This is a genomic window from Chitinivibrionales bacterium (assembly GCA_014728215.1).
Lineage (GTDB): Bacteria > Fibrobacterota > Chitinivibrionia > Chitinivibrionales > WJKA01 > WJKA01.
On record WJLZ01000071.1, the window covers coordinates 1 to 13490 of the forward strand.

14 protein-coding genes are annotated in these 13490 nt (G+C 45.7%); 6 read left to right on the forward strand and 8 right to left on the reverse strand.

Going from position 1 to position 13490, the window contains the following annotated elements; all coding sequences use genetic code 11:
* Positions 1–380: hypothetical protein (locus GF401_04920; GenBank protein ID MBD3344388.1), on the reverse strand; the 380-nt coding region annotated here is incomplete at its 3' end.
* Between the two features lie 409 nt (positions 381–789).
* On the opposite strand from GF401_04920, the gene GF401_04925 reads away from it, so the two are divergent.
* The 3 genes from GF401_04925 to GF401_04935 are packed head-to-tail and all read left to right on the forward strand — an operon-like array spanning position 790 to position 4296.
* Positions 790–1617 carry a hypothetical protein gene (locus GF401_04925; GenBank protein MBD3344389.1) on the forward strand — a complete coding sequence of 276 codons (828 nt, stop codon included), beginning with the start codon at positions 790–792 and terminating at the stop codon, positions 1615–1617.
* Positions 1589–2923, forward strand: a complete 1335-nt coding sequence (locus GF401_04930; protein ID MBD3344390.1) for a hypothetical protein — start codon at positions 1589–1591, stop codon at positions 2921–2923. Before GF401_04925 ends, GF401_04930 begins: the two co-directional genes overlap by 29 nt.
* A complete protein-coding gene (locus GF401_04935) occupies positions 2920–4296 on the forward strand; it encodes a hypothetical protein (GenBank protein ID MBD3344391.1) in 1377 nt (458 codons plus the stop codon). The genes GF401_04930 and GF401_04935 overlap by 4 nt, the downstream gene beginning before the upstream one ends.
* Here GF401_04935 and GF401_04940 read toward each other — a convergent pair.
* Entirely contained in the window at positions 4293–4838 is a 546-nt protein-coding gene (locus tag GF401_04940; protein MBD3344392.1) for a hypothetical protein, read from the reverse strand. The two genes, GF401_04935 and GF401_04940, sit on opposite strands and share 4 nt — an antisense overlap.
* Positions 4801–5487, reverse strand: a complete 687-nt coding sequence (locus GF401_04945) for a hypothetical protein (GenBank protein ID MBD3344393.1) — start codon at positions 5485–5487, stop codon at positions 4801–4803. The genes GF401_04940 and GF401_04945 overlap by 38 nt, the downstream gene beginning before the upstream one ends.
* Before the next feature lie 188 nt (positions 5488–5675).
* Between GF401_04945 and GF401_04950 the strand changes: the two genes are divergently transcribed.
* Entirely contained in the window at positions 5676–6821 is a 1146-nt protein-coding gene (locus GF401_04950) for a hypothetical protein (GenBank protein MBD3344394.1), read from the forward strand.
* A 66-nt stretch (positions 6822–6887) separates the two neighbouring features.
* On the opposite strand, the gene GF401_04955 is transcribed toward GF401_04950, so the two are convergent.
* The gene (locus GF401_04955) at positions 6888–7334 is read right to left on the reverse strand and encodes a Rieske 2Fe-2S domain-containing protein (GenBank protein ID MBD3344395.1); all 447 of its coding nucleotides are present in this window, start codon (positions 7332–7334) and stop codon (positions 6888–6890) included.
* Positions 7324–8073, reverse strand: a complete 750-nt coding sequence (locus tag GF401_04960) for a hypothetical protein (GenBank protein MBD3344396.1) — start codon at positions 8071–8073, stop codon at positions 7324–7326. The genes GF401_04955 and GF401_04960 overlap by 11 nt, the downstream gene beginning before the upstream one ends.
* A gap of 248 nt (positions 8074–8321) precedes the next feature.
* On the opposite strand from GF401_04960, the gene GF401_04965 reads away from it, so the two are divergent.
* Both GF401_04965 and GF401_04970 read left to right on the forward strand, forming a co-directional pair.
* Positions 8322–8489: a hypothetical protein gene (locus GF401_04965; protein MBD3344397.1), complete on the forward strand. Its 168-nt coding sequence runs from the start codon at positions 8322–8324 to the stop codon at positions 8487–8489.
* Positions 8490–8519: 30 nt separating this feature from the next.
* Positions 8520–9062 (forward strand): peptide-methionine (S)-S-oxide reductase, encoded by a 543-nt coding sequence (locus tag GF401_04970; protein MBD3344398.1) that lies wholly within the window; start codon positions 8520–8522, stop codon positions 9060–9062.
* Between the two features lie 33 nt (positions 9063–9095).
* Here GF401_04970 and GF401_04975 read toward each other — a convergent pair whose 3' ends face one another.
* From GF401_04975 to GF401_04985, 3 genes are all read right to left on the reverse strand, one after another.
* A complete protein-coding gene (locus tag GF401_04975; GenBank protein ID MBD3344399.1) occupies positions 9096–9977 on the reverse strand; it encodes an EamA family transporter in 882 nt (293 codons plus the stop codon).
* 129 nt (positions 9978–10106) lie between these two features.
* On the reverse strand, positions 10107–10793 hold the full coding sequence (locus GF401_04980; GenBank protein MBD3344400.1) for a methyltransferase domain-containing protein: 687 nt from the start codon (positions 10791–10793) through the stop codon (positions 10107–10109).
* Positions 10794–11117: 324 nt separating this feature from the next.
* Positions 11118–13436, reverse strand: a complete 2319-nt coding sequence (locus GF401_04985) for a hypothetical protein (protein MBD3344401.1) — start codon at positions 13434–13436, stop codon at positions 11118–11120.
* Positions 13437–13490 lie beyond the last annotated feature (54 nt).

A 13490-nucleotide genomic window follows, 5' to 3' on the forward strand; every position in this document is an offset into this window, starting at 1 on the left:
ACATCAACAGTCGCATACTGCCCCTGCATTCCCCAGTGTTCTTCAAGCGGCACGAAACTTTTTCCGCCCCTGTCCGCCTGATACAAGCTCCGATGAATAGTAATCTCTCCAAAGCAAGTCAGATAACTCTTGCTTACTTTCCCTTTTTTGCGCATGATATGACCATCTTTGGAAATAGTCGGCTTATCACAATCAAAAGACTCAATATAGTCGCTGTAACCGGCTTTTCCTGCTTCTGCAAGGGATTCTTTAAGCTTTTGCGACATCTGCTCAGCCAGTTCCGGCATCAGATGCGAAAAATCAAAATCATTACAAAATTCCACCATTTCCTGTTTAAATTTGTTGACTGTGCCATTTATTATTTTTTTATATGTATTCATAGGACTTCCCGGGGTTTATTTCTAACTTCATGATTATCAATAAGTTAAAAATATCCGAGAAGTCCTTTTTAATTCAACCCCAAACGCGTAAAATCGAGACTACACCCTAAAGAATCGTGTCCTGTGTGAACCGGGATAAACAGCCATCGGTATATACTGTATCCTGTATCCGGCATTACAAGCTCAAAACGAAACGAATCCATGATGTCAGTTATTAGCGGGCATTTTTCTTTGGAAAGCTGCGTTTTTGATATATTTGTGTAGTCTGCGGGCTACATAAAGATGCAAAATTTCCCTTTTGTTTATTGACATCCACTTATTATTATGTATATTATACGGGTAAATCAGATCTATTTGATTCTCTCCGTATTGCTAATATGTAATGAAGCCGCTATTATTATAGAAAACAATGAATTTACTACAAGAAGCATTCCGATCATTAATAAAATGGAAAAGCCAGGGCAAACTATTTGCGCCTCTGCTGCTTTTTGTTCTTCTATTGACTGTCAATTGCGATATAGAAATCGTCAACTCGGATCCCTTACCATCACCCTACCGCACAGAACATTTTATTATCCATTACAGTGATCAGGTCTTTACTCCTGTTGTAATAGAGCAGGTTGGCATGTTGAAAGAGGACCTTTTAAGGCATGTCAACACTTATCTTTCAACCAATTATGATGGAACCATTGAAGTATTTATTACCGATTCTTTCTATTCGAGATCGGCTAAAGCCAACACTGTTGAACAGATAACCGAAAAAGCAAGCTATACGCTCGGCGATGACGGTCATGAAATTGCGCATATTGTTTCCATTCAGCAATGGGGACTCTCAACATCCCGATTTATCGAAGAAGGTATAGCAGAAGCGGCATCGGTATATAATGATGGGAATGCATTTACTTTCTATGCAAATTGGTTGAAATTGCACTCAAGCGATACAAAATTATTTGATTCATTGAAATATGAGATTGAAAAAGATATTACTGAATCTGATCTTTATTTTTCCTATGCTAAATATTCTCGTGCCGGGGCATTTTTACATTATCTGGTAGAACGATACGGGGTTTCAAATGTTAAGCGCTGGTATCAAAGCACGGTTATTCACAGCAATGAGAGCGCCAGGGATGACACGATAAGCATTCATAAAGAATATTTCGAGGACGTTTTCGAGGTAGCGCTTGACCAGGCGATCGATAAATTTTTTAATGCTCTTAAAAACGAAACATCTTATTGACATATATCTTTTTATCAGGAGAAACAGAATGAACAAGTGCTGGATACTACCTTTGTTGTTTTTGATTGTAATCAACTGCACAAATGATCCCGACATTTTGATATCTAAGTCGGATTACAAAGCCGTTGTTGGCGGATCAGTATACCCAGACAGCATTCGGGCAAAAGTAAGTCTTGTATTGCAAAGCGATACGGTATATTCTACCTGGTCTGATCCCGGCACCGGCGAGTTCCTTTTTACCGATATCCCTTTCGGTGGTTATACCATTGTCGCATCGCATGGCACATGGCACGGCGATGAATATATAAGGATTGATGAGCCTTTTCATCATGTATATCTAATACACATGCTGTATGGCGGCAACTATTTCCGGGATATTGAACCTTCTGCAATGAGCGTTCTAAATGCATCATATATTGCAAAATATCCCGAATTTACTTTAAGTCTGCACAGCAAAAGCGGTACTTTTGTTAACAATGTTACGATAGCCAGCCCTGCACACCTGGATACTATCAAAACAGTTAAAAGGGACAGCTATGTATACACATTTTCTTTCCCGACAGAAGCACTTCTTTCCTGCTCAACGTTGTCAGTGGCGGTAAATCTGACAATTTCAGGCAATTCACAATCCGCGTATCATGATAGCCTGTTATTAGAATATTCTATCGACACAACCGGGTATGACAGCATTTTAACCCATATGTCCATCAGACAAATGGATCCTGATTTTCAGAATGAGGACTCATTTCCTTGCGAATCGCCCATTACAATTCTCTTTAACGATGCAATGCATTGGCAATCGGTTGAAGAAAATACAACAATAAATCCATCGGTCCCTCTTAATTTTGTCTGGAGAGATAATGTTTTAGATATTATTCCTTCGAACAGCCTTACTCCCTTAACCCGGTACACTCTCACAATCGACACCGGCGCCATGACTATCGACTCATCTCATCTCCGAGCTCCATTTCATTTACATTTCACAACCGGTAGACTTTCGTTCTTCACGCATTACTGGCCGCTCCATGGCGCCGGTGACGTTCCGCTGAATGCACCTTTTGAATTCTATTCTTCAATTTCACTTACCGCAGAACTTCTTCAAGCGGGATTCAGCATCACGCCCGACGTCGATTCCCTGGCGTTCATTGAAATAGAGGAGGGCAGAATTGAAATCGAGCATGCTCCCCTGTTACCCGATACAACCTATCAAATTACAATAGACAGTTCATTACAATCGAAAAAAGGCGCCATGCTCGGTAAAGAGTTCATTATCAGGTTTCAAACCGTGACAACAGGTAATCCATGATGGCAAAAGCGGTAATTATTAAAGCAGCGATAACTCTCTGCATGCTTTTCTCTTTTATTTCCAGCATGGATAAATTTCCTCTTTCCGATTATATTTTGCGTGATTACAATCTCAGCTCATCATTTGACATCTCGTATAATCGACTGGAAGCGAAAACAACGATCCATAATCTTACTTTGCTGAATGTCCCATTTTCCTATTATGGAATCATAAACAGCCCTTTTAGTCAGGAACGAAGCCTTGCTGAATACCATACCTTATTCTTTGCACGTAAAAGAAGATCAACAGCAATCAGTCTGACAACAGGACTTGGTTTCAATCACAGCGATTATTCGAAATCAGAATCCCGCCATGATTTTGCCGGCGATACGTCGGCGATCTCAAAATTTTATATAAAAACAGACAAAGCGGTTAAAAACCATACTCAATTACTCTATCGCGGACTCATAAATTTGTGCTTATACTCTCCAGGAAGTACGTTGAATTTATCCCTTGGTGGAGAATTATCCAATCATTACGGCTATAATTATGAAGAACAAACCACTTATCAAAACAATAAGGAAAGCGATATTGCAGTCTACGATTACGAGCCATCCGATCTCTCCCGATCGGTTGCAATCGGCCTCCTGGTAAACAACCGGTTACGAGTAGTGCACGGTATTTACCTTCCTTATGTCTTCGGCGAATATTCTTTGCACCAAAACCGCAATCCATTGAGAGCCCCAGGATGTCTGGGCAATGACAACTTTTTAATAAATACCCGCATTACCTGGCATGGTCGGAAAGAAAAAATAAACACTGGGGTTATTCAAGCCGGCATCAAGCCTGCTTTCCCTCATCAATTTTCGTATAATTATCTGTTATATCGAGGGAAGCTGATTCGCGGTATTGCAGTGAAAGAAACGTTTGTGCAGTACAGCAGAAAAAATATATTCAGCACCGAATATTCTTATGCGCCAACAAAGCAATTCAGCCCGGCAAAAGTGGATACTGCAATCCTGGAAAATGATCTCAGAGAATTCAAGATACTGTTCAATCCTGAAATATGTATTCGTAAATGGATTTCATTTTCTGTGCCATGTACATATATTTCCGAAAAGAATTCTTTTCCCCATAGGCATAAGCTGTTATATCCTGTATCTGTTCGGAAACAATATGGAATAGCAGCAAAATATTTCACTTTGGCCGGCGAATTGCATTTCCGGCTTAAGATTCGAAACAGCATATTATTGCAAGCATCCCTCAAAACAGGTGAACTTGTGCTGAATATGGAAAATGTACTCATGCATTATGATCAAAAGCCCTATTACCGGATGCATGATGCCGCTTTTATGCTGAGCGTTTCGGAATTTATTCGCTGGCCCGGGAATTAGGGGGTCAGGCTGTACTGACGCTCGGGAAGCTTTCGGAGAAACTCATAGTAGTGCGAGTTTTCGGTAATGCTCCCCGACACCGACCCGGCTTCGGCTGCCGCCTGGGTATCGAAGTATTTGATCTTGTGGGTGTCAACAGACAGACTGTCAGGGCTCGCTATTTCCACTTTGAACTTCGCGAATTTGGTTGTCTGCAATGGAGGAACCGTGAACTTGATTACCCCGGCGGTATCGTTTCCGCTGACTTGGTCGATATACGCGAACGAAATGTGCCTGCTCCAGACTTCGGCCGGCCAGACATACAGATCCGGTCGTGACCCCATGGCTTCATTGTAGTCCTCGACATATAAGCCATCGACACCGCTTGGTACGGTATATGTCTCCGGGTTGGTATCCGATGATTTCAGCAGGTAGAGCATGGAAAGGTTGAAAGTATACCCAATGTGGATGTCATTGAGGGTTCTCACCTTATTATACCAGAGCCCCCAGACCGAATTGGCGTGATTATACGTGCCCGGTTCCCCGATCCCATCCTTGAACATGAAAGGAGATTTCTTGTTTTTGTGCCGCAAGATCATAGAGGCGACCGTATTGGGTCGTGAAGGTTTGCAGCAAGGAGTCCTGCAAAAGGAGTGTCGGGTTTATCGCCCAATAGTACTGATGAACCGGGCTGAGGGCCGGATGATAGGAATCATCGTCTCTGACAATGATCTCCAAACCGTAGGTGGTATCGCCAAATACAACCTGGGGAATCATGTAGCCGATCTGATCGCCGGCCTGCACAGGATGTCCTTCACCGAAAACAAAATCACCTTTTGCCACTCTGCTGTCATCGTAGATACTCTTTTCCAGAAGTATATCCCAGTAATTTACATGTATGTTTTCACTATTACCGTTGGAGACAGTCTTGGGAACCTCTAAGACACATGAGGTCTTTACATGGACTACATTGTTTACCGAGATGACTTCTTCGTAAACATCCGCCCCCGTGATTTTGCCGTCTTTGACCGCATAAACCGGCAGTTGTACGTGTCCACTAAGATACCATTTACAGGAACCTTCGATGTGGTCTCCGGAGCGGAAATAGAACCATGACGCCACTCCGGGATTCGGCGTCTCGGCGTTACGGTAAAAAACAGCGGAACGCTTGGTGATGGCTTCTCTGAGAATGAACCGGCACCCATTCTGCAACTACTGTTTTCGTTTTAGAATAGTGATGCCGAATGTACTCGCCAAAATCCACTATTTTTGCACGATGTTACGGCAATTTATTGCAACAACCATTGATTTCGTTAAAAACATTTTCTTCGATTATCAGGTAAATCTTCGTTACATTATAATGAGGAGAAGGTTTATTTCCCGCCCGAAAGGATCGATCAATGCAAAAATTTGCCTCTTTTTTTGTGCTTATTCCGGTTTTCGCTGTTATTCAGACGCTCTATGCAGCCATAGGTCTTCCGGCGGTAATCGACAACAATATGGTTCTTCAGCAGGGCGAAGGTGGTCCGGGATATTCGACAAAACAGATGTTTCCGATCATGGGCGCGATTGTTTACGGATGGCAAATGCATTTTGAGCAGGACGATCTCTGGTTTGTATACAACCAGAAACCCAACGGCGGCGGCCCGTCATTTCATGTCCCGACCGGCAATGAATGGCCACATTCATTCGGTAAAGTTGTCAGTCAAACCTTGCCAACCAGCATCGACAGCTCTATTGATTCGGTCATATCGGGTTACTGGTTTTATTCGGGCGACCAGACGCACGACTACACCATGATCGAGAAATTTCCCCGGACCCTCATGGCAAGTTCTGCCGATTTGAGCGAAGGCTCTCACCCCAGGAACAAAAAGGGCAATGCCATGCGTGCTGCCCGGGGCGCGCTGGGCGCTGTGTATGGGAAAACCGATCTTTACACCGATTATACCGGGCCACGGTACGACGGCTACTCCATTGAGGGCTCATCGATCCGAATCTATTTCAAGCATGCCAAAAGCGGACTGGCCGCAGCACAGATACCAACGCTGCAGGGGTTCATAATTCGTGGGCAGGACAGTATCTGGCAATGGGCCGATGCACAGATTGAAAATGACACACAGGTTGTGGTCTCGCACAGTGATGTAGCCGACCCAATCGAAGCGCGTTATGCTTATTCTCGAAATATCGCCTACTGCAACCTTTTTAACAACGACAGCATCCCCGCCGCTACTTTCCGCACCGGACAAGAACAGCAATATTATGTGCCCAGACAGGAAAGCCTGCCGGTTGCGGCTCGATCGATTCGACATGTTACCGAACAGCCGGGAATCCGTGTCGACAAAAAGCACATCAGCTTTGCCGGTATCCCGGCAGGTGAATCCCTGAAAATCGTGACCTTATCCGGCAAAGTTGTCTATGAATCGAAAATTCACAATTCACAACCACCAATTGACATGAACAACTTGTCGCTTCCTTCGGGATGTTACTGTATCACACTCTCTTCGAAGGCATATTCTCTGCACCCTTTTACCGTCATTCACAACTGATTGGTATCGGTCATCTCTCTTACCGCTGCCGGTGGCTTCGCCGGCTATCTCTTGTCGATTTCAAGCTCAGTTCAAATCGATAACTAATTGATTTCCGGTCAAAGTCGCAGTGTACTGCTGCAACGAAGTACTTGCCGGTCCTTGTATGACCGCACCGGTTTCTGCGTTGAATTGCGAGCCGTGGCACAGGCAATCAATCGTTCCATTGGCGGGCGATTCAACGATACATCCCTGGTGTGTGCACACGGCGCTGAGCGCAACAATTTCGCTTTCCGATTTTCTGTACAGCGCAATTTCCCGGTCATTATACGTGGTGACGACTCCATTTCCAACAGTCTGCAATGCCTGATACTGCTGTTCGCTGATATCGATGCCTGCCGATGAGCCACCGGCCGGATTTGAATCGTCATCGCCATTGGTGCATCCGGCAAAAAAGCCCACCGAACCGGTTACTAAAAGTGCTGCGCCGGAGTTGCGGAGAAATGTTCTCCGGGGGAGCTGTTTATCGTGCATGGTAATCCTCCTTGTTTCGTTTGGCAATGCGGTCAAGATGTAACTTTCGCTTTATGATGAATCCGATATAAAGCCCGTCATCACCCCCACTCAGAAAGGGCAGTTTCCGGAGCGAGAGATCCGTGTTGTTGCTGATAAAAAAGTGGAATTGATGACCGTGAGTGATCAGATACGCCCCTCCCAGGAGTGTGGCGTTGTCGATGAGATCATGATGAAACCCGGGGTATATCTCGGCTGTCAATCGAAGAAATCTGATTGGCTGATAAAAAAGCGCACAGCCTCCACCGAGCATGTTCCGATTGCTGTTCCAGGTTGCATGAATACCAAGGTCGAGATGGTGTGCAAGAAGCGACTGCTGTGCCGTCAGAGAAACGATCATCAGGTGCTTTCGCTGCTCATCGCCGGATATCTCGAACGGATCATCGGCAAATGTGGCGTAGTGTGCGGATGGCGTTACCGAAGTGCTTAGCGAAGAGAAAAGAAACGTGTATGTTGCACCAACAAGATATTCCCGTTCCCGTGTGAGGACTTCGGTTATCACAGCGGCGGTTTTATACGGAACCCATCGGAGCTTCAGATTGACCAGCGCTCCTTGCCTGAGACCGAATATGTTCCGGATCGGCTTATCACGCAGGTCGCCCTGAAAGACATGGCCTATTGAGAATTCGAGATCTTTTAGTGGTCGAAGCGTGGTTACATGGGGGATCGTGAAAAAACTTCGTTCATACGCTGATCCCATCCTGGGAAACAAGAGTATAAGTAATGCGCAAAGAGCTGAAAACCGGACCATGCATTATCGCTTTCACATTTATAGCCGTGCCTGAATACTCCCAGTAGAATTAAAATAGAACGAAAGTACGAATAATTCAAACTGTTGCAGTCTTTCCCTGAAAATGATTGGCAACAAGTTGAAAAAGCGGATTAATGCGCAATAAACCTCCCCAAAAAGCGTAAATTTACTGAAAAACCGTGTGTAAGGAGGATATAATGAAATCGTTGATTTTCTTTCCTTTTCTCTTTTCCTTTGTTTTATGCTATGATACGGGAGATTCCATGAATTCTTATCTGACATCGGAACATTCGAATACCTCACTGCCGGCGATCGATGTCGCAATCCCGGAAAATCTTCAAACAGCGACGTTCGCCCTGGGGTGATTCTGGGGTCCCGACTCCCGGTTCGGGAGTATCAACGGTGTTTATCGGACACGAGTCGGCTATGCCGGAGGGTTGAAAGAGAATCCCACATACCGCTCGATCGGCGATCATACCGAGTCAATCCAGATCGATTTTGATTCTTCCGTGATATCTTTCGGAGAGCTGATCCGGATATTCTGGGAAGAACATAACCCTGCGGCCTATACGGCCTCGCAGCAATATAAAGCGATCGCTTTTTATCATGATGCCCTGCAAAAAGAGATCATAGAGACGACAGCAGACAGTATTGCCGCGGTGCGGGGAAAGGTTGAAACTGAAATAAAGCCGTTCACCCATTTCTATCTTGCCGAAGCATACCATCAAAAGCACACGCTTCGCTCGCATTCCTCATTTATGAAACAGTTCGAGCGTATGTACCCCGACTCCCTGGGCTTTATCAATTCAACTGCCGCGGCAAAGGTAAACGGCTATCTCGGGAGACACGCCGGTATCGAAGAGATCGAGCGCACCGTTGACAATTTAGGATTAGATGCGGAATCGCAGCAGAAACTGCTAACCTACGCAGCACGATAATGATCGGCGTTGAAGAGCTTGGCTTAAAGCGAATCACATCAGCACAAGGGCTATGCATGCGCTTACGCTTATCAGGGCACCGGCGAGTGCCCGTATGCTTGGGCGGTCCTTGTTGACTATCCATGCAAGCGGAACTACCACAACAGGCATCATGCTCAGTATGGCCTGCACGACCGCCGAGGGCTGCCGGTTTAATGCTTCATGGTAGGCTGTCATTCCCAGTACCGGTCCGATAACAACACTTGCGGCAAGCCACGCGCCGAACCGGGCGCTGTGCTGCCGCGGGATGCTCCAGGGTTTTTTGAATACCGTTGCACCGGCAAGGAGCAGCAGCGCCGTACCGCCCGCCACCCTGTAGAGCGCTGTTACGATAAGCGGAATTTCTATCCCCTGCTCATGGGTATGGTGCATGGCATAACGCGTGAGTACCGCACTTACCGACATAAATGTCCCGGCCAGAAGCGAAACCACAATACCGGAATGCCATTGCCGTGCAGTGAACTGTTTTTTCTCTGCAGGGGCCAGTGCGATTATCACCCCGAACACGACAACGCCCGCCGCAACCAGCTCCATTACATCCGGGCTGCTGTGCAGGAATATCCATTCTATGCACCAGGACAGTATCGGACTGCTGCACAACGCAATAAGCATAGTCAGCCGCGGCCCGATTCGATTATAGCCGATATACAGAAACGTATCACCTATACCGATATGGAGTATACCGCCGAGAAAAAAGAGCCACGCAGTGGGAAACCAGAACGGCGCACCCGTCAGCATCGATATGATAACCATGATCGGTAACGAAAGCGTGATCCTCCACCTGTTGGCGGCAATGCCCCCGACCCATCCGGCGCATTTCGAGCCGCTGAAACCTCCGAAGGTAAAGGCCAGAAGAGTAAGTATTGTCCATACCACAGCATGTCCTTTGTAATAGTGGCATTATTACTATAGAAGCAGCCCGGAAAAATATATAATCGACTGAGCTTTCGGTGCAGTGGGGGAGGGGAAACAACCGGTAAGGGCGGCAACCCGCCCGCAATCAGTCTACACCCTTAGTTCAAATAACACCTGATGCGTAATATTCACCCAGGGATATTGATATATTCTCGTGCACTGTTCTACTTTCAAATCAAGGGCATTGAACGTTTCGTGCCACTGCTGAATTTTCATGAAATTCAGGGGGATTTTCATCTTGGTTGACAGGAACTTGTTTCCGTTATCGTGCAGGTGCAAAACTTTTTCGGCGAATTTACTTTCAAAAACTTCTTCCATAACAATGATTTTTCTACAGGTAACTCGCTTGATTTCGTGCAGGATAGCTTCAATGTTATTGCAATGATGCAGCATATACGCAACGACGGTTGCATCGAACGTGTTTTCCGGAAAGGGTATCCGATTGCCGTCATACAAAATCACCGGCATCGAGGACAGATTGGTATCGACCGTGTCGACAGCAGTCACCTGCAGGGGTGAGTGGTGTTGCAAGAATTCGGTAAGGATCATATCGCCGCAGCCAAGGTCAAGCATGCTTGAGCATTCATGCAGTGAGTCAATGATTTTCGGTGCAAGGCGACGGGCGCGTGCCTGCAGCAATGATTTAAATAAAAAGCGGCGGAAAAATTTCTTTAATGAGAACGCTGGAAATTCCGGCCGGCAGGTATCATGCGCAGGCGCTTTATCGAACGATATTTCCGGTGCACGCGGCGCAACGGAGGGATATGACATTTTCAAACGGAGAATCCTTTCGGCAGAAAAGAAGCGGCCGTTCCGGGGGTTCCGTAATCACACGAGATCGTGTCAGGTGAGGGGGAACGTGTCAGTTGGGCCCGGGTGTTCAATTATCAGGCAGGAAATACGCACGTACGGTGCGTCCAACCCGCAATAAAAGATACTCATCCGCTGCGGGGTATAGCAATAATGCAAAAGATGGGTATGCGAAAAGGGTTGGTGATCTGACAGGGATTGCTGAGAAATATCCCGAAGTGCGCCGTAAACCGTCAGATACTCTCGTTTACCCCCACGCGACATCACGGTTCAACAAGACCGGAAGGTTATTTACCAGATCATCAGACATTTTTTATGACCCGGCTGATCATTGTATGCGCCATCACCGGCTTGTATGAAGTACATGCCTGAAGGAACCGGTGAATTACGGTTGTCTCTCAAATCCCATGCTCCTGATTTACCGGAAACAGGTCGATTTAATTTCCGGACCTGTTTTCCACATGCATCCAGGATTATAATCTCGATTTCATCGTTAACCCGTTCTGAAAAGTGTATCGTGAGTTTTCCATTGCGGAAATGAAACGAAAAAGCCGGTGATGGATTAGCCCTGTTGGCGCCCTGGTACGGAGTTTGGGACACAACCGGACTACAGTTATCGTTCGGGCACCATTTATAGAAAAGGTTTTTGCTGCGCCAATCATCTTCAATAGCAATCAAGTACTCTCCATTAGACAATTTGCTTACGGTGATGGGTTCCGTAATGTCCAACCAACCAATGGTACCCATTTCGGCAGTGGGTTCCATATAGCCCACGTCGGTTCCATCGGTTTTATATACCATGAGATGACCTCGGCTGTAGGAAATATTCCCTTCATTCCCGCAAGGTGCCAGAAAAACATATCCATCCAGTACTTCCATCCCCTGTATATTTCCATCGCCTGCGCGGGGAGCATCATCCAACGGAGGAACAATTTCCCAGTCCGGCGTGCTAAATGTTCCACTCCAGTTTTCAAACCCGCTAAAAATTCTGCCTGCTCTCTTGAAGTGCCATCCTGTTAATTTGGGATAGGTGCTGTTGAATCCACTTAACACCATGAGGTTATTTTGTTCCGGGTAAAACTTGATTCTCCTTAATTCATTGAAATGAGAAGGCATACCATATTCAACCCGACTCGTGAGGTTATATTCCGGTACCCCATTGGCATCTATTCTCTGCAAAGGGTACTTGAAGATGCCATCTGTCTGACTTGCCTGCCAGATATCGCCGTTGCTATCTACATAAAATCCACGAGTGGTACCCGTGCTTTGCGATGTTTTTTCCCCGGTATCGATATGGCCGTCACCATCGCTATCATACCATATTTCACTTTCTGTAACATATCCGGCGGGTACAGCGATATACCCATCATACCGGAATATGTCTATTTCAGTTCCATTCATTACACCCACGAACATAAACAGTTGATTGGAAAGCATACGTAACCATGTGGCCCCGGGGTGTCCGCCACGTGGATCGTCGGGGTATGTAAATTCATCGATGGTACTTGCTATATATGACCAGTCTCCTGTGGAAAAATCAAATTCCATAATTTCTTCCGAACCATACCAGACATTTTCATTCCTGGGATCGGGGGATACAGCCTCAATCCATATCAGACATTTCAAATCCCACAACAGGTTCCCTGAAGAATTATATTTTTGAAACAGGGAACTGCCTTCATGCCCGGGCCGATTCGCTATATACATGTTGCCGGTACTGTCGAATCCTATGCCGTGCGGGTTATCGAGTTTTTTAGCGGCATATTCCCCCCGGGTTCCGGAATATATTCCACCGGTATTGCCGAACGTGCCGTCATAGGCAGGGGAAGTGGTGATGTCTTTATAAATTTTCACATTATAATCGGCACCAACATCAGTTACATATAATTTAGTGCCATATATGGCTATGTCTGTTGGGACTATACCTGACGCCAGGCTGATTTCGTCCACTTTGCTTTTACTTGACACATCGTACCGGAGCACGTTGTTCGTTGAAGGTTGCAGTACCCATAACGTGCCTTCGCCGTCAAAATACAGATCTTCGGGGCTGGTTACGGAAATGTTTTCGGCTGATTTGCCATGTAAGCTCAGGTCATACACTTTGATCGTGTTAAGGGACTTTACAGAAGCATATACCCTGGTGGAATTTACAGCCAATCCATATACACGATCACCACAATCAACATGCACGTTTAAGTTTGTATTGTTGGGGTCGGACCTGTCACGCCTGTCAACACCCTGGTTCCCTGTGCGATGATTGTTGCCGGCAAAATAAATATAATCACTGTTCGCGGTAACGGCATTGCCACCGCCACGGTTTCCTACCCAACAGCGAGATGTCATAGTGCCATCCGAGTTAATAATGCTCACGTTAGAACCACTTTCTTCCCATCCAACATTTGTGAAAGCCGTACCATCTGATGCCACGAATAAATCAGCTACATTGTGCGGTACGTTAATATGATCAGTACTGGGATAATCGTTTCCAATGTACAAGCACTCATGCGTCAGTTGTTGAGCTGTAGCGATACTCATCAGGATATTCATAATGCCAATAATAGATGTAGCTGTCACAGACAATTTACGAGTTAATTTCATTTTTCTTTTCATAGTGAAAATTATTTTCATGGTAAATACATGTAATCGTTAATAAAAATACGTTAA

What these genes read in the sequence shown, in the direction of transcription:
- GF401_04925 (MBD3344389.1), top strand. Translation starts at nt 790, where the DNA reads ATGAATTTACTACAAGAAGCATTCCGATCATTAATAAAATGGAAAAGC.
- GF401_04930 (MBD3344390.1), top strand. Translation starts at nt 1,589, where the DNA reads ATGCTCTTAAAAACGAAACATCTTATTGACATATATCTTTTTATCAGG.
- GF401_04935 (MBD3344391.1), top strand. Translation starts at nt 2,920, where the DNA reads ATGATGGCAAAAGCGGTAATTATTAAAGCAGCGATAACTCTCTGCATG.
- GF401_04940 (MBD3344392.1), bottom strand. Translation starts at nt 4,838, where the DNA reads ATGTTCAAGGATGGGATCGGGGAACCGGGCACGTATAATCACGCCAAT.
- GF401_04950 (MBD3344394.1), top strand. Translation starts at nt 5,676, where the DNA reads ATGCAAAAATTTGCCTCTTTTTTTGTGCTTATTCCGGTTTTCGCTGTT.
- GF401_04955 (MBD3344395.1), bottom strand. Translation starts at nt 7,334, where the DNA reads ATGCACGATAAACAGCTCCCCCGGAGAACATTTCTCCGCAACTCCGGC.
- GF401_04960 (MBD3344396.1), bottom strand. Translation starts at nt 8,073, where the DNA reads ATGGGATCAGCGTATGAACGAAGTTTTTTCACGATCCCCCATGTAACC.
- GF401_04965 (MBD3344397.1), top strand. Translation starts at nt 8,322, where the DNA reads ATGAAATCGTTGATTTTCTTTCCTTTTCTCTTTTCCTTTGTTTTATGC.
- GF401_04985 (MBD3344401.1), bottom strand. Translation starts at nt 13,436, where the DNA reads ATGAAAAGAAAAATGAAATTAACTCGTAAATTGTCTGTGACAGCTACA.